Origin of the sequence: Pseudomonas sp. I3-I5 (genome assembly GCF_022699445.1) — a bacterium.
Classification (GTDB): domain Bacteria; phylum Pseudomonadota; class Gammaproteobacteria; order Pseudomonadales; family Pseudomonadaceae; genus Aquipseudomonas; species Aquipseudomonas fulva.
In genome coordinates this window covers 2,093,139-2,115,821 of sequence record NZ_CP093940.1, presented here as the reverse complement: position 1 = coordinate 2,115,821, position 22,683 = coordinate 2,093,139, and the positions used below count along the sequence as shown (strand labels likewise).

The window sequence follows — 22,683 nt, the reverse complement described above, 5'->3', positions numbered from 1 at the left end:
AACCTGAGTTATCCCTGGGCGGCGCCGGTCTCATTCTTGTGTGTGCTGACCGCCGCACCCCTTGTCCTAAAGCCGGTGAATCACGCCGCGGCGCTCCTCTGGGCGCTCATGCGGGCATCGAGGTGTTCAGCCAGGCGCACGGCGAATTGCAACAGTGGCATGGTCGGGTTGGAGGCACCGCCGGTGGCGAAGATGCTGCTGCCGGCTGCATACAGGTTGTCGGTGCCGAACACTTTGCAGTCGCGGTCCACCACCCCATGACGGGCGTCGGCGGCCATGCGCGTGGTGCCCATGTGGTGGGCGTGCGGCGACAGCCTGAGCGGTATCGAGGTGTCGTAGACGAAGTCGTTGAGTTTGACGAACCCAAGGTTCTCCTTGGCCCACTGGGTCGCAAGTTCGGTGCCGATGCACTTGATCGTATGCCGGTCCTGCTCGTCGAGTACCCAGTTGACGTTGACCTTGGCCACGCCCAGCGCATCCTTCTCGTCGAGCAACGAGATCCGGCTGTGCAGGCTTGGGAATTGTTCGATCATGGTGCTGATGATGCCATCGCCCGGGCAACTGAAGCTGGCGACGAAGGCCACCTTGCTGGCCACGCCCATGTCACAGGCCAGGGTTTCCAGGAAGTACTTGACCTCGGCGGTACGGCCGTAGGTTTGCACGTCGGCCAGCAGGGCCGCGCGCACATTGCCCTTGCCGATCTTGAAGTGCTCGATGAAGGCATCGGTGGTGTAGTACTCGCGCGGGTCGGGATCCAGCCCTGACTTGAGGATGAACGTGCCCATATCGATGTTCAGGTGCTCCATGAAACAACGGCCCACCAGGCCGTCCTGGCTGATCACACCGGCCGCTGCCAGGGAGCTGCTGTTGAGCAGTTGCCGGGCGTTCTCGATGGCGCCTGCGGCGAGGATGAAATGCCGTGCGACCTGACGCTGGCGGTTGCCAGCGTAGTCCGACAACAGCACTGCTGCCAGCCGGCCAGAGGCAGGGTCGAATTCGAGGTCCACGCAGTTGCAGTTGATGAATACGTCCAGCCCTGGGGTTTGTTCCAGGGCGGTGGCGTACTTCTGGGCAAATCGGGTTGGGGTGCTGAGCAGGAAGCGGTCTGGTTCGAACTCGTCGCCGTCCAGCCCCGTGTTGATGGCATGAAAGTCGGCACCGACGGGCAAGTCGACGATGTCCATGGCGGCGGGCAGGTAGCGCGCGATTTCGGCGTACTCAATGGGCCAGCCCGGCAGTTCACCTGGCGGTGCGATGGAAAAGTCGGACGGGCTGAAGGGTCGGCACCGACCTGCCCAATGGTTTGAAGTGCCGCCCAAATAACGCAGCCGAGTCTGCTCGGCATACAGCTGCAGCCCGCTGGAAGTGCAGGCATACAGCTCCTGAGAGCGAGGTGCGTAGTCATGGCCGCCCCCCTCGGCCAGCAGCACGCTCCAGCCTGCGGCCGCCAGGCGCAGCCCCAGCGTGATGCCGGCCGGGCCGGCGCCGATGATGCACACGTCGTAACTGTCGCGCAGCGTCTTGTGTTCCTGAAAATCGGTGATCATGCCGACGGGCTCTTGAAATACTGGGACGGCAATACCCAGCCATTGATGACCACGAACGCCTCATTGGCCTCGGCGGTGGGTCGGGGCAGCGTTTGGCCGGCGACCGCTGTCACTGGGCCCAGCACAGCGCCTGCCGCCCCCACCACCGCGCACCCCTTCAGAAAGCCCCTACGCCCTACCTGTGACGCACACACGCTCTGCTTGCCCATGATTACCTGGCCATCCTCACGAAATTCCTACAGGTCGCGCTCAGATCCACTCGAATAAAGCGGTCAATCCAGCCCCGCACAGCGCCCCGGCCAACAGGGCCGGCAGCACTACAAGCTCGCGCTTGAGGCTGAACATTCCCAATTTGCTATTCACGTAAACGATCAACACCAGTGTGGGCAGCGTGTGCAGGGCAACGCCCCAGATCGCCCAGTCCACCCCACCGAAATACAGCAGTACCGGCAGTAACCCCCACAACGAGACCAGGCGAATGATGTTGTCCATGGCCTGGTACTTGGTCAGCCCCAAGGCGATCCAGACCTGATGGGCCAATGTATAGCGCAATGTAAGGAATGACAGCGAGAGAATTGCGAGCATCGGCCCTGCTTCACGGTACCGCTCGTCGTACATCCAGCCAATGAGCAGCGGGCTGGCGGTCAGAAACCCTCCGCAGATGAACAGCACCAGCAGGTCCACCAATAGCCGAAAACGGTGATACAGGGCTACCAGACGCTCGCGATCGTCAGCACGAGCCGCTTCGCTGAACGCCGGCAGCGCAACGGCGCCGACCACCTTCATGATGGCCATCTGCACTGCCCCCAGAATCAGCACGGCGATGGAGTACACGCCCAGCTGCGCCGCCGTCATGCTGGCACCGAACCAGATGCGGTCGCCATACATGGCCAGGACCCCGACCATCGAAGACAGCAGGATCCAGCGCCCGAACACGATCAGCTCGTTCAGGGCGGCGCGGTCCCAGTGCAGACGATTGCCAGGGCCCTCCAGCGCAGTGTGGCCCAGTACCGTCCAGGCCAGGGCAGACACCAGGCCAGCGCTGACCAGCGCCCAGATGGAATGGGTCAGGTAGCCCACCACGAGCATCACCAGCAGGCCCGCGACTTGCGACGCCAGGTCGACCAGCACCACGCGCTTTTGTTGGAAGGTTCGCACTGCCACGTCTATCTTGGTGGACTGAAAACCCCAGATCACGGCAGATAGGCCGGTGATGGCCAGTACCGCCGGCAAAACCGGGGCCGCGTAGGTCGCGTCCGCAGGCCACAGCTCAGCCACCTGCGCCAGCCACGCGCCCAGGGCCAGCAGCAAGGTCAAGGCGAACAGGATGAAGCCGCGAATGATCTGGACAGTCCAGGCCGTGTTAAGGAAAACGGGGTCGTCACCTCGATGGCTCTGGATGATGTTCTGGCGCAAGCCAACATCGGAGAGCAAGTGAAGCAGTACCGAAACCGTGGTGGCGATGACCATGACCCCGAACATCTCGGGGACCAGGATACGCGCCATGATCAGGTTGCCGCCCAGGCGCATCAGTTGGGAAGCCACTTGCGAGACCAGGTTCCATGACCCCGCCCGCAAGGCCCGCGAGCGCAAGCTTGCGGTGGCTGACACCTCAATCGACGGCATGGGTTCTATCTCTGACTAGATGGCTAAAAGTCACTATAGTTTCAATCAGCCATGATGCTAGCCGTGGCCCACCGAAAGGAAGGTGTAAATAGCTGATGCCTGAACATTTTCGCGCGTTGATCGTCATCCTGTTCCTGGCCAGCGTGGTATTCGTGCTGGCTCGGCGTCCTGCCACCGACCTGATCCCGCTGCGCGATTTCAAGCGCCGGCGCAACCTCTGGTTCCTGCTGACGGTGCTGGCATTCGTCTCCCACAGTTTCTGGCTGTACCTGGCGGCAGGCGGGCTCATCCTGTACCTGGCCGGGCGTCGTGAACACAACCCCATGGCGCTGTTCTACCTGCTGTTGTTTCTGATCCCACCGGCGGCGGCGCAGGTGCCGGGGTTCGGTGTGGTCAACTACCTGGTCGACCTCAACCACATCCGCCTGTTGACACTGTGCGTGCTGCTACCAGCCGCCCTGGCCTTGCGTCGGCAGCCGGACACGCTGCGCTTTGGCCGCACCTGGCCAGATCGCCTGCTGGCGGCAAGCCTGGTGCTGATGAGTGTGCTCTATCTGCGCGAAACCACGCCCACCGATACCCTGCGCCAGGCCCTGTACCTGTATGTCGATGTATTTCTGCCCTACTACGTGGCCAGCCGTGGGTTGCGCCAGGTCAGCGACTTCAAGGACGCCATGCTGGCCTTCGTCCTGGTCGGCTTCCTGCTGGCGTTGATCGGGGTCGCCGAGTATGTACGCCACTGGTTGCTGTACAGCGCCCTGATCGACGCCATGGGTGTGCCGTGGAGCTTGTCGGGCTACCTGAGCCGGGGCGGCGCCCTGCGGGCCAGCGTCACCACGGGCCAGGCCATCGTGCTGGGTTATGTCATGAGTGTCGCCATCGGCCTGTTCCTGTTCGTGCAAGGCTATCTGCGCGGGCCGTTGCATCGCTGGATGGGCGCGCTTTTGCTGGCTGCCGGTCTGTTCGCGCCGCTCTCACGCGGGCCCTGGATTGGCGCTGCGGTGATCGTGGTGGTGTTCGTGGCGCTGGGCAGGGGGGCCGTGCGGCGCCTGGCCCTGCTGGCAACGGCGGGGGTGCTCGCCCTGCCGCTGCTCGGTGTGATACCGGGTGGCGATAAGGTGCTGGACCTGCTGCCGTTCATTGGCAACCTTGAAAAAGAGAACATCACTTACCGCGAGCGGCTCATGGACAATGCGTGGATCGTCATCCAGCGCAATCCGCTGTTCGGCTCGTTCGATTTTCGCAACACGCCCGAAATGCAGTCGATGATCCAGGGCGAAGGCATCATCGATATCGTCAACTCCTACATCAACCTGGCCCTGCACGTCGGCTTGGTCGGGCTCGGGCTGTTCGTGGCCTTCTTCGCCATGGTACTGCGCGGCATCTACAAGGCCATGCGCAGCTTCGACGACAAGGACGACGAACGTCGTCAGCTTGGCCGGGTGCTGCTGGCGACATTGATCGGCATCCTGGTGATCATCTTCACCGTCAGCAGCATCACGTTCATCCCGGTGGTGTACTGGTCCATCGCAGGGTTAGGGGTGGCCTATACCCACATGGTCCGCCGGCAGCACTCGCTCGCTACGCCCTCTTACGACATCCCCTCTGCGCAACCCAGGAGCCTTTCATGACCCTGTCTGCCTTGCGTGCCGTGCTGTGCCTGACCGCCCTTTGCTCCCTGGGCTTACCCACGAGCGTTCGGTCCGAGGCGTGGCAGGTCAGCATCGATGAGCAAAACGGCCTGCCGGTGGTGACGCAGGGCGGCGGGCCAGTGATGAGCGCCAAGTTCGACTTCTGGGCGCAGGACTGGAGCTGGACGGGTTTCCAGACCGCCCTGAGCGTCGATGGCCCCGGGCGCTACACCTTGCAGGGGCTGAACAAGGCCCTGGATTTCGAGCTGAAGGCGGCGATCACCCAGGTGCAACCGCAAACCCTGGCGTGGGACTTCGACCTTGACGCCCATAGCCGCCAGCGCGATGTGATTGGCGGCGGCATGGTGTTCCAGTTCGATCCTGCGCAGATCGCGGGGGCCATGGGTGCCCCGCAACTGTTGGCCGACAACCGCGGGTGGTCCTGGGGCGGTACCGAGCAGGGCAGGCGTGTAGAAATGCGTTTCGACCCACCCTTGGCCAAGGTCTACTTCGAGCGCGGCAATCCTTCGGAGCTGCGCGCCTTCTTCTACAAGGACGCCATCGCTGCCGGCAAGCAACAGGTCAAGGCGGTGCTGAACGTAACCGGGGACATCGCCCTCGCGCCCACCCCTACCGAGCGCTTCGGTCTGGTGGACACTACTGCCTGGCCAGAGGACCAGTTGGACTGGCGCACATCCCCCGTTGACCTTTCGTTTCTCAATGCGCGGCAAAAGCCCGCCGGCAAGCACGGCTTTGTGCAGGCGCGCGGGGAACAACTGGTGTTCGAGGACAATACCCCCGTGCGTTTCTGGGGCACCAACCTGTCGGCTTACGCCCTGTTCAAGAGCCCTGACGAGGAGATTGCCCAGCAGGCAAAACGCCTGTCGGCGCTGGGCTTCAACCTTGTACGGCTGCACCATCACGACTCCCCCTGGGTGAGCCCCAATGTGTTTGGTGACGGCACGCAGGTTCGCGACACCCAGCAGTTGGACGCCGAGTCCATGCGCAAGCTTGACCTCTGGATCAAGGCGCTCAAGGACGAGGGCATCTACATCTGGCTGGACTTGCATGTGCAGCGCGCTCTAACCGCCCAGGACGGTATCGATGACTTTGGCGAACTGGCCAAGGGCCAAGCGCGGGTCGACCTCAAGGGCTACGCCTACGTCAACGCCAGCATCCAGCAGGCGATGAAAAACTTCGCCGCTCAGTACCTGGGCCATGTAAATCCTCTGACAGGCCTGGCCTACAAAGATGACCCCGCCATCGCGGCCATCCTGCTCACCAACGAGAACGACATCACCCAGCACTACGGCAACGCCCTGCTGCCGGACAAGGACGTCCCCCGTCACAGTCAGCGTTACATGGCCGCTGCCAAGGCGTTCGCCAGCCAGCACGACCTGCCAGCGGACCTGACCTGGCGGGCCTGGCAACCTGGGCCCTCCAAGCTGTTTCTCAACGACCTGGAGCAGCGCTTCAATGCCGACATGATCGCGCACCTGCGCGCCCTGGGGGTACGGGTGCCGATCGCCACCACCAGCACCTGGGGCGGCAACGGCCTGAGTGCCCTGCCCGCCCTCACGGTGGGTGATGTCATCGATGCCCACAGCTACGGCGCCAGTGGCCAGCTGGAGAAGAACCCGTTGACCAGCGACGGCTTGATCGACTGGCTGGCCGCCGCTCAGGTCGTGGGCAAACCGTTGACGGTCAGCGAATGGAACGCCGAGCCTTTCCCGTTGCCTGACCGGCATTCCCTGCCGTTGTACATCGCCGGAACCGCCAGCCACCAAGGTTGGGACGCCATGCTGCAGTACGCCTACAGTCAACAGGCGTTCAACCCCGGCTGGCGCACGGCAGACAACTGGCATGCCTACAATGATCCGGCATTGCTTGCCACGATGCCGGCTGCCGCACTGATGTACAGGCGTGGGGACGTTCAACCCGCCAGTACCCGCTACGTGTTCGCGCCGAGCCCCGAAACCCTGTACAACCAGGACATCACCCCACGTACCTCGGCGCTGCTGCGCACGGCGGTAGGCCTGGGCCAACTGCAGATCGCCTTGCCTGTCACGCCCCAGCTGCCATGGCTCAAACCTGCTGCCACCGCTGACGGAGCTACCGTGCTGCACGACCCTGCCCAGGCGTTGCTGCCGGCAGACGCGACCGAGTCGGTGAGCGATACCGGCGAGCTCAAGCGCAACTGGCAGTCAGGCCTCTACACCATCGACACGCCCCTCACCCAAGCGGCAACGGGCTGGCTGGGCGGGCGTACGATTACCCTGGGTGATGTCCAGGTTCAGGCGAGCACGCCCTACGCCAGTATCGCCGTGCAGAGTCTCGACGGTGTGGTGCTGGGCCAATCGCGCAGCCTGCTGGTCTCCCTGGGCACGCGAGCGGTGCCCCAGCCTGAGGAAAACACGCGCTTTCACGTCGAACCGCTCAAGGCTCAGCTGAGCATCAAGGCGCCTGCCGGGTTGAAGCTGTTCGCCCGCGATGCCCAGGCGCAGCTCAAGCCCCTGCCCGCCAGCTACCGTGATGGGCGTTATCACATCACCCTGGATGGCACCTACATGTCCAATTGGCTGTTCTTGAAATAGGGCAGATGGCCATCTACGCTCATGGCACCTGTTAGCCGAGCATCCCGCCTGCATGTCCCAGGGACGGTTCACGGTGTCTGTCGACAGCGGCTTCGTGGAGGTGTGGATGAGGTACCTGGTGGTGGGGGGCTCGGGCTATATTGGCTCGCACATGGTCGGCTATCTGTTGGCTGCCGGGCATGAAGTGGTGGTAGCGGACCTGGTATCTCCAGGGCCGGGCATTCAGTGGGCCAGGTTGGACATCGCCGATGAAGCCGCGCTCAACGTGCTGTTCGGCATGTGCACGTTCGACGCGGTCTTTCATTTTGCCTCGTTCATCCAGGTGGGCGAATCGGTCAGCGCTCCGGGCAAGTATTACCAGAACAACGTCGCCGCTACCCTGTCGCTGCTCCAGGCGATGGTCAGCGCAAGAATCAAGTGCCTGATTTTCTCCTCCACGGCGGCTGTGTATGGGGATCCGCAGTACGTGCCTATCGACGAGGCCCATCCCAAGGCGCCGATCAACCCGTATGGGTTGAGCAAGTGGATGGTGGAACAGATCCTTGAGGATTTCGATCGGGCTTACGGGCTCAAGTCGGTATGCCTGCGCTATTTCAATGCCGCAGGCGCCGACCCGGCGGGGTTGCTCGGCGAGCGTCATGAGCCGGAGACACATCTGATTCCCCTTATTCTCCAGGCCGCCTCTGGCCGGCGCGAGGCAGTGACGGTATTCGGCCGGGACTACCCCACCCCCGACGGCACGTGCATCCGCGATTACGTACATGTGACCGATCTGGCCTGCGCCCATGCGCTGGCCGTGGACTACCTGCTCGACGGCGGCGAGCGTGCAGTGTTCAACCTGGGCAATGGCCTGGGCTTCTCGGTGCAGGAGGTCATCGATGCGGCCAGGTCCGTGACGGGCCAACCCATCACTGTGCTGGACGCACCGCGCCGCGCAGGCGACCCGCCCCGATTGGTGGCCGATGCCAGCAAGGCCATGCAGGTGCTGGGCTGGCGGCCTGTGCACGCAGACCTGGAAGTGATCGTGGCGCACGCCTGGCAATGGGAGCGGCAGTACCCATGGCCGGCAATGACATGGCGTTGAGCGTCCATCGGGGCTGCCCGACTGCGCCCCTTGAAAACGCTCAATAATAGGGCTGCGGTTTTTCGTCGGCCTTATTCAGTACGGTGCCAATCAGGTTCGCCGTGCCCAGGTGGTGCAGGCAGTCCTCGATCTCTTTCTTGGTGTTCATGCCGTTGGCCACCACCAACAGCACGCAGTCAAACGTGGGTAGCACGGTGATCGCATCGTCGGAGCTGAGCAGCGGTGGCAGGTCGAAGATGCAGATGCGCGAGGCATAGCGATTACGCAGGTCGCTGACCAGGTGAGTGACCTTGGGTGAGCACAACACTTCGGTCGACATGGGTACCGGCACCCGCGTCGGCAGTACGACGAAACGAGGCAATGTGGGGTTCACCAGGCATTCCTGCAGCGGCGCCTGATCATCGAGAAACTCGTTCAGCGAGCAGTCCATGGGCAGCCCCAGGCTCCTGCCGACGCGAGGACGGCGCAGGTCGAAATCCACCAGCAAGGCGGTGCGGGTGGTGTAGTGGGCAATGCTCATGGCCAGGTTGATGGCCAGTACCGTCTTGCCCGCTTCGGGCGTGGGGGAGGTAATGGCCAGGGTACGCCAGCCGTTTTCCTCCATGGTCCTGAGCACCTGGGTGCGCAACAGGTCAATGGGCCCGTTCATGCTGGAGTTTTTGTTATAGGCGACAATGCGGTGACGTTCCAGGTGATCAGCCTTGAGCGCCACCACCTTGGTATTGACGTAGTCGAACTGCCCCGGGACCTCCGCAAGCGCGGTACCCGGTGCCGGGTTCACGGCCTGGGGCGTACCTGGAGTGACCGGGTGAAGGGTATTGCCATGAGCCGGTGTATTCCTGTCCATCACTGCTTTCCTATGCAAACCTGGAGGTGAGCTTGAGCAACAGCACATCCAGCGGCATGTAGAAGAGGTGTACCAGCCCTACCAGGATAGCCACCAGGCACAACGCTGCCAGGATCAGCCCGTTGCGCCAGCGCTTGCGCCTGGCCACGTCGGCGCGGGTGTCGATATAAGGCAGCGCCACCAGCACGCGCCTGCCAAGCAGGTTCTCCAGGGCGCCAACGCCACGCACGCGCTGGTTGAGCATCTCCAGCAACATGACCAGCGCCCCACCACCTGCCGGCGCCAGCACCAGGCCCAGTGCCGCGATTTTCTTGCGGTTGGGCTTGATCGGCTTCTCAGGCATCAAGGGCGGTTCGAGCAGCACGAAACGCTCGGCCTTGTTTTCCTGCTCAAGGCTCTCGGTAATCTTGGCGCCCATTTCCTTGGCCCGGATTTCCTCGTACTTCTTGCGCGCGTTGTCATGGTCGCGCATCAGCGTAACCAGGCCGCGCTCGACCTGCGGCGCTTCGAGAATCTCGGCTTCGTAACCTTCCATCTTGCGGGTCAGCTCGCGCTTCTGCTCGGCCAGCGAGGCAATGCGTACCTGTGCCGCGCTCATCTTGGCCCGTACGCGTGCCGCATCCAGGCTCACCGTCGAGGCCACGCTACCGGTCTGGCCACTGGCCTCCAGCGCTTGAATCTTGCGTTTGACCGCCGCCACGTCGGGGTGCGCTTCTTTGTAGCGGGTCAGCAAGCGGGCATATTCGGCCTTCAGGCTCGCCAGGTCCTGGGGCTGGTCGGCGCCCGCTGGGCGCGCGCCCTCGCCGGTTTTGGTACCTAGGCCGGCATTGGCGGCGGACAGTTCAAGCTCCAGGTAGCGCAGCTCCTCCTGGGCCGCCTTGTAATCGCGGTCGACCTCCCGGAACTCGAGCTCTGCCCGCGAAAGCATGTTCATGCGCAGCGTCTGATGCTCAGGCAACGCATTGGCATGGGCCTGCTTGAAGTCGGCCAACTGGTTCTCCAGGCTGGCCAGTTCTGCCCCCAGCTTGTTCGCCTCCTGGGTCAGAAACTCGGTGGTCTCGTTGGCCCGTTCGGTGCGCTGCTTGAGGTTTTCGTTGAGAAACAGCGTGACCAGTTCATCGGCGACTTCTTTGGCCACCTCTGCCTGACGATGCTCGAAAGACACGTTGAAGGCGATCGTCGCCTCGCCGCGCCCACGCACGAAGGTGGTCAGCGTCTGGACCGCGATGGCGTTGCGCATTTGGTCGATCTTGTCGCTTTCGCTCAAGCGCTTGTCGGCAAACAGTCCGTACTTGTCGATGATGCGCAGCAGGTTCTCGCGCGTCATCACCCGCTGGCGAATGACCTCGATGCGCTCGTCGGCAAAGCTGGTGGTGTTGGTCGACACCAGCTCGGGAGATATCTGCTGCGACTCCACCAGGATCGTGCCGGTGGACTGATAGATCGGTGGCACCGTCAGCGCCACGGCGACGGTGGCAGCCAGGATAACGGCTGCGCTGACCCCCAACACCACGGCCCGGTCCTTGATAATGGCGATGTAATCTCTGAGAGAGAGCTCGTAATCGGACTTCATGGGGCCACCTGCAAGCGGTTCAGATGTCGGGATAGCGGTATGTCAGGGTCAAGCCAACGATCGTGGCGGTCGCATCGCCGTCGAGGTCCTGCTTGCGCTCCTTGTACGTCAGCGCCAGGCGCAGGTCCCAGTAGGGGGACAATTGGCGGCTGGCCCAGAGGCTGTAGATCTGCAAGGTATTGGGTATCTGGCCCTTGCTGTCCTGCCAGGCGGCGTCGGCGCCGACCCGGGTCAAGGGGTCGAGCGCATAACTCCAGACCCCACGCACCTGATCGAGCTGGGCGAACCCGCCTTGGGCACTGGCTACCGTACTGCGCTCGACCGTCAGGCTGGCATCGCTGCGTGCGCCGGTGTACAGCAGCGCCACGCCGCCCTCCCCGCGCCGCCCTCCCTGGCTGCCCGATACCTTGTTGACGCCCAAGTGCGCATCGGCGCTGAATGACTCGGAGAACTGGTACTTGATTCCCACCGCCGGGCTGTAGCTGTTGGAGGCCGTGGCGGTCAGGTCGTCCTCGGGTTCATAACGCCGGGCACCGAAGCGGGTATAGGCATCGGCGCGCTCGCTCAAGGCGTAGGTCCAGGTCAGGGTATTGGCCAGCTCGTCGTAGCCAGTCAGGCTGTTGATATCGTAACGGGCGCGGTTGTAGGTGGTTTCGTTGCTCAGGGTGCTGCGTTCGGTGATCGCCTGGCGCCAGTTACCCGTCAAGGTGTACAGCTTCTGCGTCCCATCGGTAGTAACAACGCCGGTATCGAGCACGGTACCCGACAGCGTAGAGGTTTCGTTGTAGCGTGCCAGCAGCCCGAACTGCCCGCGTTCGGTGGTACGTTGCCAGCCCAGGCTGATGTCTGGGTCTTCGCGGTCATCGACGACGTTGGTGTCGGAGGAGCGCAGAATATCCAGGCCCAGACCTAACCGCAGTTCATCTCGGCCGAAACTGCCGATCAGGGTGTAGTCAGGTGCAATCAGGGTACGTGTCACGCCTTTTTCGCCCGACGATAGCAACAGCGGGTTGCTGTCGTGTTCGACCGACGTCGGTACCACCACCGTCGACTGCCAGGTAGCGGCCTGGGTTGAGTGCGCAAGCGGCAAGGCCACAATTGCCGCGGCAATGCGTGTTGTTCTTGGAAGAGGCATCAAGTCTACTTATTAAAAGGCATGATCAAGGAACGACCAGCGTGTCACCGGCCTGAAGTTGAATATTGGTCGACATGTCGCGGCCCGTCACCAAGTCCTTGTATCGCACGGGCAGGATTCTCTGGGACGTGCCGGTGCCACGCACGACCATTATTTCGCTTTCATCGGCAAACTTGTCCAGGCCACCCGACATGCTCAACGCCTGCAGCACGGCCGTAGGGCCTGACATTTGTACGGGGCCGGGCTTTATGACCTTGCCTTGGACATACACCAAGTTGCCCGCGTTACTCTTGACTACCACGCTGACGTTCGGGTCAGGCAGAAACTTTTCCAGTTTGCTGGCCACTTGTTTTTCAACCGAGGCAACATCCAGCCCTGCCACGTCTATGCGGCCGGCCAGAGGGAACGTGATGCTGCCATCGGGGAGCACGGTGGCCTCCTGCTTGAGGCTGTCTTCCTGCCACACCGAGACCATCACCACATCGCCGGGGTTGAGGCGGTAGGCCGGTTCCGAGGGCGCGGCAGCGCAATGACCCGACCACATTGCAACCAGGCCAACGACGGCGAACAATGAACGCACCATGAGGGTCCCTCCGGCCAAATGGCCCGACTAGAGCACTGAAGAGAACAACACACCAACTCTCGCTCCACTTCGCTGTCACCACCGCGAGCGCCATGCTCTGCCGGCCGCCTGAGCGGCACGTCGAACCCTGCTGACCAGGCTTCGAGAGGGTAATGGCAATATAGCAACGGTTGACGAATTCACAAGCCAACTCAAGCGGTCTAGCCTGAGTGACTGTAACTGCGGTATTTCAAATCTTTCTGCGATTGGCCACGGCGACAAAACCCACGACCGCAAATGCGAAGAACCAACCCGCGGTTGCAACGGGAATGATACTGGTCTGATTGATATACGAGTCAGCCGCACGGGCAGCACCGCTCAACAGCACCAACAAAAAGATCGATTTCACAATCAGAGTCGAGCGCATACGCCGTCCTTTCAACCAAGATAATCAATGAGTAAGTGGCGCGATGATGCGGGGTGTGTTGCGGTATTGACTTGAGCTTATGGGCACTCTGACACTACGTCAATGAACCGACACCATAATAAATCTCAATGGGCTTAGCCGTAATAAGTCAAAATACCGTCGCATAAATTATGCGAAAGGGAAATTTACGTGGCTGGGCGAGTCTGGATGTCAGGAGCAAGTTGCCTTCTTCACCCTGAGGTTGGCGGAGAAAGCACACTGACTCACAGACCTGCACCTCACTCCAAGGCAAGGCACAGTTCTGTAGCCAGGAGCAGCCGCTACGGCATGACCGGTGGCGTGTATTGCAACGTGGTGCCCAAGGCCCACAACAGGAACAGCACCAGAGGAACGTGCACGAGCAACTGCACGAAGGAAAACCCGATCAGGTCCCGCGCCTTCAGGCCCAGCACGCCCAGCAGCGGCAACATGTAGAACGGGTTGATCAGGTTGGGCAACGCTTCGGCTGCGTTGTAGATCTGCACAGCCCAGCCGAGGTGGTATTGCAGGTCATTGGCCACCAGCATCACATAGGGCGCCTCGATGATCCACTTGCCGCCACCTGACGGAATGAAGAAGCCCAGTACCGCCGAATACACACCCATCAACAGGGCATAGGAATCGTGGGTGGCAATTTGGGTGAAGAACAGCGAGATGTGATGGGCAAGCGTCTGTTCGTCGACCCCTTTGACCTGGGTGAGGATTGCGGCGATGGAGCCGTACAACGGGAACTGGATCAGCACGCCAGTGGTAGTGGGCACGGCCCGGGCCACAGCGTCGAGGAAGCTGCGCGGCCGCCAGTGCAGCAACGCGCCGAGCATGATGAACAGCAGGTTGTAGGTGTTCAGGCCAGAGATGGCCGTGATGGCGGGTTTACTCGCGAACTCCTGATACAGCCAGCCTGCGGCCAGCGCAACGAGCAGCAGGATCAGCACAGGGCTGTGCTCGAGCCACTCCCCCGGGCGTGTACGCGCAGGTGCCGGCGGAGCGCTGAAGCTTGGGTCCACGCCACACGCTTGAGCGCTGCGCGCACTGTTGGCGCCGGGGGCTGTAGCATAGGCGATGACCAGCGATACCACGACCAAGGCTGCCAACATCACGCCTGACTGCCAGAGAAAGATGGTTTCGGTGAAAGGAATCACGCCAGTGATCGACAGAATCGAGGGTGGAAGGCTGGCCGGATTGGCCTGCAACTGAGCCGCCGATGAGGACAGCCCCAGCGCCCACACTGCGCCCAGGCCCAGGTAGGCCGCCGCACCGGCAGCCCTGTAGTCCATCTTGAGGTCGGTACGACGCGCCAATGCACGCACCAGCAGGCCACCAAAGACCAGGGACAAGCCCCAGTTGAGCAATGACGCCAGCATCGAGATCAGGGCTACCCATGCAACGGCCGAGCGACCGTTGCGGGGAATGCGGGCCAGGCGATCGATCAGCCGCGCGGCAGGCGGCGAACTGGCGACCACATAGCCGCCGATGACCACGAACGCCATCTGCATGGTGAAGGGGATCAAGCTCCAGAATCCATCCCCGAAGGCCTTTGCGGTGTCCAGGGGCTTGGCGCCCATGGCCAACGCGCCCAAGCACACCAGCAGCACCGCCAAGGCGGCGAATACCCAGGAATCGGGGAACCAGCGCTCTGCCCAGTTGGAGCAGCGCAGGGCAAAGCGTGCAGAGCGGCTGTCTTGTAGTTCAGCGGCCACGGAAGCGTCCTTTTATTGGTTTTATAGGTAGATGAAAGGCTGCGCAGAAATGCGCGAACCCTGCGCCAACGAACCCGCCAGCCCAGATGCCGTGGTGAAAACGGCTACCTGAACGGGCGGGTTCGCCGCAGCAGGGCGAAAGTGCATGTGGGTTAGAAGGTCATTTCCTTCACATCGTCGGCAACGATGAGCTTGCCGGCTGTCTTGGCGATGATTTCTTCGACGCTCACACCGGGGGCGGTTTCGCGCAGGATGAACGCGCCATCCTCGATCTCAAGATAAGCCAGGTCGGTTAGTACCTTGCGGATGCAGCCCGCGCCGGTCAAAGGAAGGCTGCACTGGGGCAGCAGCTTGGACTCCCCGTCCTTGGAGGCGTGGGTCATGGTGACGATGATGTTTTCCGCACCGGCCACCAGGTCCATGGCGCCCCCCATGCCCTTGACCAGCTTGCCAGGGATCATCCAGGAGGCGATGTTGCCCTGCACGTCCACTTCGAAGGCACCGAGCACGGTCAGGTCGACGTGACCGCCACGGATCATGGCGAACGACTGTGCCGAGTCGAAGATCGATGCGCCGATGCGGGCGGTAACGGTCTGTTTGCCTGCGTTGATCATGTCAGCGTCAAGGGTCGCTTCGGTGGGGAATTCCCCCATGCCCAACAGGCCGTTTTCCGACTGGAGCATCACGTCCATGTCGGCCGGCACATAGTTGGCCACCAGGGTGGGAATACCGATACCCAAGTTGACGTAGTAGCCGTCCTTGAGTTCACGTGCAACGCGTTGGGCCATCTGTTCGCGGGTCAGTGCCATGGTGAGAGTCTCTTTGTTGTTCTGTGGGGGCGCTCAGGCCTTGACGGTGCGTTTTTCGATGCGCTTTTCGAAGGTGCCGACGATGACGCGGTCCACGAAGATGCCAGGGGTATGGATTTCGCTGGGCAGCAGCACGCCAGGTTCGACGATTTCCTCGACTTCGACCACGGTGATCTTGCCGGCGGTGGCGGCCAGCGGATTGAAGTTCTGGGCAGTGTTGCGGTAGATCACATTGCCGTAATGATCAGCCTTCCAGCCCTTGACGATGGCAAAGTCGCCGGTAATGGCCTCTTCGAGGATGTACTTGCGACCCTTGAATTCACGCACTTCCTTGCCCTCGGCCACCGGGGTGCCATAGCCGGTGGCAGTGAAGAAGGCGGGAATGCCCGCTCCGCCAGCGCGCATCTTTTCGGCCAGGGTACCCTGGGGCGTGAGTTCGACCTCAAGCTCACCGCTGAGCAGCTGGCGTTCGAATTCAGCGTTTTCCCCCACGTAGGACGCGACCATCTTGCGAATCTGATGGTCCTCGAGCAGTACGCCAAGGCCGAAGCCATCGACGCCGCAGTTATTGGAGACCACGGTCAGGCCCTTGACGCCGCGACGCTTGATCTCGGCGATCAGGTTTTCAGGTATGCCGCACAGGCCGAACCCTCCGGCCAGTACGGTCATGCCGTCGGTCAGCCCTTCCAGGGCCTGTTCGTACGTAGCTACGCGTTTGTCCAATCCGGCCATGCTGGTTCGCCTTTTGTAGTTGTTGAGCCGACGGGGCGTCGGTGAGCGTGTGGGGGTATCTTCTCGCTTGCTCACTGATTTGTTAATTTTGTTTTTATGATCGATTGATAAGCACTCCAAATCAAAGCATAGGCGGGTCCCATGAATGTGAAGCAACTGCGCGCCTTCGTCGCCGTGGCCAAGTTCCAGAGCTTTGCCCAGGCCGGTGAGCACCTGCACATCTCGCAGCCCGCCCTGAGCCTGACCATCAAGGCGCTGGAGGAGAACTTGGGCGGCGCACTGCTCAGCCGTACCACGCGTAGCGTCAGCCTGACTGCCGAAGGTGAGGTACTGCTGCCCTTGGCACGTCGCCTGTTGGCTGACTGGGACGACACCGAAGAAGTGCTGCGCCAGCGCTTCACCCTGCAACTGGGCCGGGTGGCCATTGCGGCAATGCCCTCTTTTGCTGGCAACCTGTTGCCAGGTGCCCTCAAGCTTTTTCGCCAGTGCTACCCCAAGGTCAACGTGACCGTGCACGACGTCATCAATGAACAGGTGCAGGAACTGGTCAGGCACAGGCGCGTCGAACTGGGCATCGGCTTTGAGCCAGACAATGTCGAGGGCTTGCACTTTCACCCGCTGTACCTTGACCGGTTCGTTGCGGTCGTGCCGGTTGACTCGCCCTTGGCCCGGCTCGCGCAAATCAGTTGGGCGCAGCTTCTGGCCGAGGATTTCGTGGCACTGCAGCGTCCTTCTGCCGTGCGCCTGTTGCTCGAGCAGAACGTGGCGGTGCAGCACGGCAAGCTGGCGGTGGCTTTCGAAAGCCATCAGCTTGCAACCGTAGGCCGCATGGTCGCCAGTGGTCTGGGCGTCAGCGCGGTGCCGGCGCTGTGTATCACACAAATGCAGGAGCTGGGGGCCCGCTGCATCCCCCTGGTCGAACCTGCCGTCGAGCGGCGCATTGGCGTAATGGCCCTGCGCGAGCATACGTTGTCAACGGCAGCCCAGGCGCTGCTGGATGTTCTACTGAATAATACCCATCCACCGGAGGTGACATGCGTGACGTGAAATTGGCAGGCGCCAACGTGCCGATCATCGGCCAGGGCACATGGTACATGGGCGAAGACCCGAGCCGTCGGGCGGCCGAAGTCGCTGCCTTGCAACAAGGCATCGACCTGGGCATGCGCCTGATCGACACCGCCGAGATGTATGCCGAGGGCGGTGCGGAACAGGTGGTGGGCCAGGCCATCGCCGGGCGTCGGGACGAGGTATTTTTGGTGAGCAAGGTCTACCCGCACAACGCCAGCCAGCGCGGCACGCAGGCCGCCTGCGAGCGCAGCCTCAAGCGCCTGGGTACCGACTGCATTGATCTGTACCTGCTGCACTGGCGCGGTCAGTACCCATTGCAGGAAACCGTGGACGCTTTCGAGCGCCTGCGCGAGGCAGGCAAGATCAAGCGTTGGGGCGTGTCCAACTTCGACGTGGATGACCTTCAAGAACTGGACAACCCCGATTGTGCAACCAACCAGGTGCTCTACAACCCTGCGCAACGAGGTATCGAATTCGACCTGCTGCCCTGGTCGATACAGCAGGGACTGCCCATCATGGCCTACTGCCCCCTTGCTCAGGCAGGGCGTTTGCTGCAACACCCAGTGCTCAAGCAGATCGCCCACGACCATGGTGCTACCCCGGCCCAGGTCTGCCTGGCTTGGGTCACGCGGCACAATGGCATGATCGCGATTCCAAAAGCCGTGACACCCGAGCATGTCAGGCTCAATGCCGAGGCAGCGCGTTTGAACTTGACCGCCGATGACCTGAACGCCATCGACCAGGCATTCGAAGCACCCACCCGCAAGCAGCGCCTAGCGATGGTGTAAGCAAAGCCGTGCTGCAGGGGTTCAGTGGAAATCCCGGCTGCGTACGTCCAGCCCCTGCAGCAGCACGCTGACATCCTCCAGCCGCCTGGCCACCAAATGGCGTACGCCATTTTCCTGTTCCAGGCGGCCACTGACCTTCATCAGCCGAGCGCCGACCAACGCGCGCCGCTGCCGTTCGGCGAGGTCCCGCCATACGACCACGTTGACCATGCCGAACTCGTCCTCGAGCGTTACGAAGGTCACGCCACTGGCGGTCTGTGGCCGCTGCCTGCCCACCACCAGCCCTGCCATGGCAATGGCGTCGCCATGTTCGACGCCGTGCAGTTCACCGGAACTGCGACAGCCCAGGGCACGCAGACGGGATCGGAGCAAGGTCAATGGGTGGGGCCCCAAGGTCGTGCCCATGGCATGATAGTCGGCCACCAAGTCTTCGCCGACGGTGGGTGCCGGCAGGTCGACGCGTTCCTCCGGGGGCGCCTGCACGTCGGCGAACAAAGGCAATTGCGCCTGCACCGCCGCCACCTCCCAGCGCGCCTGGTGCCGGTGCCTGGCCAGCGCGACCAGGGCCCCTGCGTCCGCCAGACGAGCCCGGGCGCGCTCATCCAGGGCCGAGCGCAGGCACAGGTCCTCGACGTCCCGCCACGGCTGCACCGCCCTTGCCTGTTCGAGCCGGCGCACATCGGCTTCGGCCAGGCCGCGGACCAAGCGCAAGCCCATGCGAATGGCCAGTTCTCCCCCGGGCCCAGGCTCGAGCGTGCAGTCCCACTGGCTGTGACACACGTCCACCGGCCTTACCTCGATACCCTGGCGGCGGGCCTCCTGGAGCAGTTGGTCGGGGCTGTAGAACCCCATCGGCCAGCTATTGACAAGCGCGCAGGTGAAGATGGCCGGCTCGTGGCATTTCAACCAACTGCTGGCATAACACAGCAGTGCGAAACTGGCGGCGTGGGATTCGGGAAATCCGTAGCTGCCAAAGCCCTTGATCTGTTCGAAGATGCGTTCGGCGAACGCCAGTTCGTAGCCATTGCGCTGCATCCCTTCGAGCAAGCGCTTGCGGTGCGGCTCCAGCCCGCCGTGGCGTTTCCAGGCGGCCATGCTGCGACGCAGCTGGTCGGCCTCACCGGGGCTGTAGTCAGCCGCCACCATGGCCAACTCCATCACCTGCTCCTGGAACAGCGGAACGCCAAGGGTACGCTCGAACACCGCTTTTAGCTTGGGCGATGGGTAGGTCACCGGTTCCTGCTTGAGCCGCCTGCGCAAGTAGGGATGGACCATGTCGCCCTGGATGGGGCCAGGGCGCACGATGGCGACCTCGATGACCAGGTCGTAGAAGGTTCTGGGCTGCAGGCGCGGCAACATGGCCATTTGCGCCCTGGACTCAATCTGGAACACGCCCATGGTCTCGGCGCGGCTGATCATGGCATAGGTGGCCGGGTCTTCGGCAGGGACGGTGGCCAGCGTCAAATGTCGCCCACGGTGCTGCTGCACCAGCGCGAAGCAGCGACGCAGTGCACTAAGCATGCCCAGCGCCAGCACATCGACCTTGAGCAGGCCGACCATGTCCAGGTCATCCTTGTCCCATTGGATCACGGTGCGTTCGGCCATGGCCGCGTTTTCCACGGGCACCAGCTGGTCGAGGGGTTGTTGCGAGATGACGAAGCCACCTGGGTGTTGTGACAGGTGCCGGGGAAAACCGATCAGCTCACCGGCCAGCACCAGGATACGCCGCAACATCAGGTTGCCTGCATCAAACCCCGCCTCGGCCAAACGCTGTGCATCGGGGATGCGGTCGCTCCAACGGCCGCAGCATTTGGCCAGGGCGTCCACCTGGTCGGCCGGCAGGCCCAATGCGCGAGCGACATCGCGTACCGCCCCGCTGGCGTGATAGGTGTTGACGACCGCCGTCAACGCCGCGCGGTGTCGACCATAGCGCCTGAACACGTACTGGATGACTTCCTCGCGCCGGTCGTGCTCGAAGTCCACATCGATGTCCGGCGGCTCGTTGCGCTCGCGTGACAGAAAGCGCTCGAACAGCAACCGATGTTTCATGGGGTCCAGCTCGGTGATCCCCAGCACGAAGCACACCACCGAGTTGGCGGCAGAGCCGCGCCCCTGGCACAGGATGTGCTGCTCGCGGGCAAAGGCCACGATGTCGTGAACGGTGAGGAAGTAACTCTCGTAGCTCAGCTCGCTGATCAGCGCCAGCTCCCGATCAAGGGCTTGGCGAACTTGATCGCTCGGGCCTTGGGGCCAGCGCAGCGGCAACCCTTGTTCGCACAGCTCACGCAACCAACTGGCAGCGGTATGCCCAGCGGGTACCAGTTCTTCAGGGTAACGATAGCGCAGCTCACCAAGGTCGAAACGGCATTGCTCGGCAATCACCAAGGTCTGGGCCAGCAGGTCGGCGGGATACAACTCGGCCAATTGGGCAGGGGTACGCAAATGACGCTCGCCGTTGGCGTACAGAAAGCGCCCTGCCTCAGCCACTTGGCAGCGCCGGCCAATTGCCGTCATGCAGTCTTGCAGGGCGCGCCGACCGCGCACGTGCATGTGAACATCCCCGCACGCCACCGCATTCACACCCAAGGTTGCCGCCAATGCGCGCAGACGCGCCAGACGCTGGTCGTCATCGACACCGCGGTGCAAATGCACGGCCAGCCAGAGGCGGGCCGCGAAGACCTCCCTCAACCAGTCGCCCACAGCTTGATCGGCAACATCATCAGGCACCCATAATGCCAACAGGCCCTTGCTGTGCGCAGGCAGGTCCTCGCGCAACAGCTGGTAGTCCCCTTTGGGCGCCCGACGCCGCGCACGGGTGATCAGGGCGCAAAGGTTCTGGTAGCCCTGCAGGTCTTGCACCAGCAGCACTAGCTTGGGCCCATCCTGCAGTTGCACTTCGCTGCCGACGATCAGCCGTACACCCTGCTCTTTCGCCGCTTGCCAGGCGCGCACAATGCCAGCCAAGGTGCATTCGTCGGTAATGGCCAGGGCTTGGTAGCCTTGCTCGCGAGCCCGGCGGAACAACTCATCCGCGCTTGACGCTCCGCGCTGGAAGCTGAAATTGCTCAGGCAATGCAACTCCGCGTAGCCAAAGCCGCTCATGAAAACCAGCCCTGCAACCATAGCGGCCCGCCTTGGCCGAGGTCACGGTAGGCCCACCCACGCAGGCCCTCACGGGTTTCGATGCGGTAGTAATCACGGCGTACGTCCGCGCCGTCCCACCAACCGGACTCGATGCGCTCGGCCTGCCCGTGAACCTGATAGGCCTGTTCGTTGAGCACCGTGGGGGTGGCCAGCAGCCAGCCAGGACGGCTGCCCGGTGTGACGCACAGGCTGGACCACTGGCCGACTTCATTGGCCTGCCATGCCTGTTCAGGACGGTGATCGGCCACGGCGCTGAGCCCCGTCACGGCCTGGTCACCCAGACGTGCACGCAAGCGTTCGCGCAGTTGTTCCCACGGTTGGGCCTGCTGGGCGCGTGGATCGAACAACGCCTTGTGCTGAGGCACGAATGGCGGCAAGTCCTCGGCCACCAGGCGCAGGTTGCGCACCGGCGCCTTCAGACGCACCAATTCCAGCCTGCCACGGGCCAGTTCAAGCAACATGGCCGGGTCGCGTTCTGCGGCCAGCAATCCAACGTCAAGCTGGGTGTCATGGCCCTGCGCGTGCTCCATGTACACCTTGAATCGCTGGACGCCACAGTCGCGCCCAGCCAGGAAAGCGGCCAGGTCTGTCAGCATGCGACGTAATGGGAACAATAGCGCCTGGTGCGACTCCACATCGAAGTTCAGCTCCAACCGCGCCTCGAAACGGTCCGGCGGTTCGAAGAATGCAAGGCCCAGGTTGCGCATGCCCAGTAACTGGTCCAGGTGCAACTGCACCTGGGCAGCAAAGCGCCTTGCCAATGCGTCGCGCGGTAGCGCCAGTACCTGTTTCAGCTGGCGCAACCCCATGCGGCCGAAGGCCTGGGCATCTTCCGGGCGCAGGCCGATCCGGTCGATGGGCATTTCGGCCAGTGCCGCACGGGTCGAAGCGGCATCCTCCAACGCCAACCCGTCGTGAGTATTGGCCAGCATGCGCGCAGCCACCGGATTGCTGGCCAGGACGATGCGTTGACGCAAGCCCAGCGCAGACAATTCCTGGCGCAAGCGCGCCTCCAGTACCGGCCATGGCCCGAACAGCTGCAGGCTCGACCCTACTTCCAGCAACAAGGTTCGCGGGTAGTGCAAGCTGACCTGGGCACTGAAGCGATATGCCCAGGCGGCCAGCAACTGCTGCAAAGCATCGATGCGCTTGGGATCGACTTCGAGGCAGGAGAAGCCATCGGCCAGCGCACGGGCGGCCGTCAGGGTTTGGCCGGCGCGAAGCCCCAGAGCGGCTGCCGCAGGGTTGACCGATTGCAGGACCCGGCGCTGACTGGGACCACCCAGCAGCACCAGCGGTGCGTCACGGTCGTCGCGCTCGCGCAGCAGGCTGTCCAGCGCCAACTGCGGAAATAGAATGCAGGCCCACAACATGTTC

At 62.7% G+C, this 22,683-nt stretch carries 18 protein-coding genes; 5 read left to right on the top strand and 13 right to left on the bottom strand.

The features are described from left to right. Nucleotides 1-80: 80 nt before the first annotated feature. Genes MOP87_RS09675 through MOP87_RS09665 form a run of 3 tightly spaced genes read right to left on the bottom strand, consistent with a single transcriptional unit; the run spans nt 81 to nt 3,173 of the window. Nucleotides 81-1,547: a GMC family oxidoreductase gene (locus MOP87_RS09675; protein ID WP_242810458.1), complete on the bottom strand. Its 1,467-nt coding sequence runs from the start codon at nt 1,545-1,547 to the stop codon at nt 81-83. Continuing rightward, on the bottom strand, nt 1,544-1,756 hold the full coding sequence (locus MOP87_RS09670; protein ID WP_242810457.1) for a twin-arginine translocation signal domain-containing protein: 213 nt from the start codon (nt 1,754-1,756) through the stop codon (nt 1,544-1,546). The genes MOP87_RS09675 and MOP87_RS09670 overlap by 4 nt, the downstream gene beginning before the upstream one ends. A gap of 40 nt (nt 1,757-1,796) precedes the next feature. Further along, the gene (locus tag MOP87_RS09665; protein WP_028687785.1) at nt 1,797-3,173 is read right to left on the bottom strand and encodes an oligosaccharide flippase family protein; all 1,377 of its coding nucleotides are present in this window, start codon (nt 3,171-3,173) and stop codon (nt 1,797-1,799) included. A 95-nt stretch (nt 3,174-3,268) separates the two neighbouring features. On the opposite strand from MOP87_RS09665, the gene MOP87_RS09660 reads away from it, so the two are divergent. The 3 genes from MOP87_RS09660 (at nt 3,269) to galE (ending at nt 8,482) form a co-directional block, all read left to right on the top strand. Next, nucleotides 3,269-4,804, top strand: coding sequence for an O-antigen ligase family protein (locus tag MOP87_RS09660; protein ID WP_242810456.1), 1,536 nt, complete (start codon nt 3,269-3,271; stop codon nt 4,802-4,804). Beyond that, a complete protein-coding gene (locus MOP87_RS09655) occupies nt 4,801-7,398 on the top strand; it encodes a cellulase family glycosylhydrolase (protein ID WP_242810455.1) in 2,598 nt (865 codons plus the stop codon). Before MOP87_RS09660 ends, MOP87_RS09655 begins: the two co-directional genes overlap by 4 nt. Nucleotides 7,399-7,504: 106 nt before the next feature. Then, nucleotides 7,505-8,482: a UDP-glucose 4-epimerase GalE gene (galE, locus tag MOP87_RS09650; protein WP_028687783.1), complete on the top strand. Its 978-nt coding sequence runs from the start codon at nt 7,505-7,507 to the stop codon at nt 8,480-8,482. Between the two features lie 40 nt (nt 8,483-8,522). On the opposite strand, the gene MOP87_RS09645 is transcribed toward galE, so the two are convergent. The 8 genes from MOP87_RS09645 to MOP87_RS09610 all read right to left on the bottom strand — a co-directional run bounded on the left by MOP87_RS09645 (nt 8,523) and on the right by MOP87_RS09610 (nt 16,306). Beyond that, entirely contained in the window at nt 8,523-9,329 is an 807-nt protein-coding gene (locus tag MOP87_RS09645) for a CpsD/CapB family tyrosine-protein kinase (protein WP_027916348.1), read from the bottom strand. 10 nt (nt 9,330-9,339) lie between these two features. Next, nucleotides 9,340-10,902, bottom strand: coding sequence for a Wzz/FepE/Etk N-terminal domain-containing protein (locus tag MOP87_RS09640; protein ID WP_242810454.1), 1,563 nt, complete (start codon nt 10,900-10,902; stop codon nt 9,340-9,342). A gap of 19 nt (nt 10,903-10,921) precedes the next feature. Continuing rightward, on the bottom strand, nt 10,922-12,037 hold the full coding sequence (locus tag MOP87_RS09635; RefSeq protein WP_027916350.1) for a hypothetical protein: 1,116 nt from the start codon (nt 12,035-12,037) through the stop codon (nt 10,922-10,924). Nucleotides 12,038-12,062: 25 nt separating this feature from the next. Then, nucleotides 12,063-12,620 (bottom strand): polysaccharide biosynthesis/export family protein, encoded by a 558-nt coding sequence (locus tag MOP87_RS09630; RefSeq protein ID WP_027916351.1) that lies wholly within the window; start codon nt 12,618-12,620, stop codon nt 12,063-12,065. 229 nt (nt 12,621-12,849) lie between these two features. Next, nucleotides 12,850-13,026 carry a hypothetical protein gene (locus tag MOP87_RS09625; RefSeq protein ID WP_165919238.1) on the bottom strand — a complete coding sequence of 59 codons (177 nt, stop codon included), beginning with the start codon at nt 13,024-13,026 and terminating at the stop codon, nt 12,850-12,852. A 320-nt stretch (nt 13,027-13,346) separates the two neighbouring features. Further along, complete coding sequence (locus tag MOP87_RS09620) at nt 13,347-14,765, bottom strand: TIGR00366 family protein (RefSeq protein WP_242810453.1); 1,419 nt, start codon at nt 14,763-14,765, stop codon at nt 13,347-13,349. A gap of 152 nt (nt 14,766-14,917) precedes the next feature. Further along, on the bottom strand, nt 14,918-15,574 hold the full coding sequence (locus MOP87_RS09615) for a CoA transferase subunit B (RefSeq protein ID WP_027916352.1): 657 nt from the start codon (nt 15,572-15,574) through the stop codon (nt 14,918-14,920). Nucleotides 15,575-15,607: 33 nt separating this feature from the next. Next, nucleotides 15,608-16,306, bottom strand: a complete 699-nt coding sequence (locus MOP87_RS09610) for a CoA transferase subunit A (protein ID WP_023535422.1) — start codon at nt 16,304-16,306, stop codon at nt 15,608-15,610. A gap of 141 nt (nt 16,307-16,447) precedes the next feature. Here MOP87_RS09610 and MOP87_RS09605 point away from each other — a divergent pair, with 141 nt between their 5' ends. Beyond that, complete coding sequence (locus tag MOP87_RS09605) at nt 16,448-17,353, top strand: LysR family transcriptional regulator (protein WP_028687781.1); 906 nt, start codon at nt 16,448-16,450, stop codon at nt 17,351-17,353. Then, a complete protein-coding gene (locus MOP87_RS09600) occupies nt 17,341-18,162 on the top strand; it encodes an aldo/keto reductase (RefSeq protein ID WP_028687780.1) in 822 nt (273 codons plus the stop codon). Before MOP87_RS09605 ends, MOP87_RS09600 begins: the two co-directional genes overlap by 13 nt. A gap of 21 nt (nt 18,163-18,183) precedes the next feature. On the opposite strand, the gene MOP87_RS09595 is transcribed toward MOP87_RS09600, so the two are convergent. After that, nucleotides 18,184-21,264 (bottom strand): error-prone DNA polymerase, encoded by a 3,081-nt coding sequence (locus MOP87_RS09595; RefSeq protein WP_278187640.1) that lies wholly within the window; start codon nt 21,262-21,264, stop codon nt 18,184-18,186. Further along, complete coding sequence (locus tag MOP87_RS09590) at nt 21,261-22,679, bottom strand: DNA polymerase Y family protein (protein ID WP_242810451.1); 1,419 nt, start codon at nt 22,677-22,679, stop codon at nt 21,261-21,263. The genes MOP87_RS09595 and MOP87_RS09590 overlap by 4 nt, the downstream gene beginning before the upstream one ends. Nucleotides 22,680-22,683 lie beyond the last annotated feature (4 nt).

Excerpts from the sequence above, each read along its gene's own strand:
- MOP87_RS09675 (WP_242810458.1), bottom strand. The coding sequence starts at position 1,547 with ATGATCACCGATTTTCAGGAACACAAGACGCTGCGCGACAGTTACGAC.
- MOP87_RS09670 (WP_242810457.1), bottom strand. The coding sequence starts at position 1,756 with ATGGGCAAGCAGAGCGTGTGTGCGTCACAGGTAGGGCGTAGGGGCTTT.
- MOP87_RS09665 (WP_028687785.1), bottom strand. The coding sequence starts at position 3,173 with ATGCCGTCGATTGAGGTGTCAGCCACCGCAAGCTTGCGCTCGCGGGCC.
- MOP87_RS09660 (WP_242810456.1), top strand. The coding sequence starts at position 3,269 with ATGCCTGAACATTTTCGCGCGTTGATCGTCATCCTGTTCCTGGCCAGC.
- MOP87_RS09655 (WP_242810455.1), top strand. The coding sequence starts at position 4,801 with ATGACCCTGTCTGCCTTGCGTGCCGTGCTGTGCCTGACCGCCCTTTGC.
- galE (WP_028687783.1), top strand. The coding sequence starts at position 7,505 with ATGAGGTACCTGGTGGTGGGGGGCTCGGGCTATATTGGCTCGCACATG.
- MOP87_RS09645 (WP_027916348.1), bottom strand. The coding sequence starts at position 9,329 with ATGGACAGGAATACACCGGCTCATGGCAATACCCTTCACCCGGTCACT.
- MOP87_RS09640 (WP_242810454.1), bottom strand. The coding sequence starts at position 10,902 with ATGAAGTCCGATTACGAGCTCTCTCTCAGAGATTACATCGCCATTATC.
- MOP87_RS09635 (WP_027916350.1), bottom strand. The coding sequence starts at position 12,037 with ATGCCTCTTCCAAGAACAACACGCATTGCCGCGGCAATTGTGGCCTTG.
- MOP87_RS09630 (WP_027916351.1), bottom strand. The coding sequence starts at position 12,620 with ATGGTGCGTTCATTGTTCGCCGTCGTTGGCCTGGTTGCAATGTGGTCG.
- MOP87_RS09625 (WP_165919238.1), bottom strand. The coding sequence starts at position 13,026 with ATGCGCTCGACTCTGATTGTGAAATCGATCTTTTTGTTGGTGCTGTTG.
- MOP87_RS09615 (WP_027916352.1), bottom strand. The coding sequence starts at position 15,574 with ATGGCACTGACCCGCGAACAGATGGCCCAACGCGTTGCACGTGAACTC.
- MOP87_RS09610 (WP_023535422.1), bottom strand. The coding sequence starts at position 16,306 with ATGGCCGGATTGGACAAACGCGTAGCTACGTACGAACAGGCCCTGGAA.
- MOP87_RS09605 (WP_028687781.1), top strand. The coding sequence starts at position 16,448 with ATGAATGTGAAGCAACTGCGCGCCTTCGTCGCCGTGGCCAAGTTCCAG.
- MOP87_RS09600 (WP_028687780.1), top strand. The coding sequence starts at position 17,341 with ATGCGTGACGTGAAATTGGCAGGCGCCAACGTGCCGATCATCGGCCAG.
- MOP87_RS09595 (WP_278187640.1), bottom strand. The coding sequence starts at position 21,264 with ATGAGCGGCTTTGGCTACGCGGAGTTGCATTGCCTGAGCAATTTCAGC.
- MOP87_RS09590 (WP_242810451.1), bottom strand. The coding sequence starts at position 22,679 with ATGTTGTGGGCCTGCATTCTATTTCCGCAGTTGGCGCTGGACAGCCTG.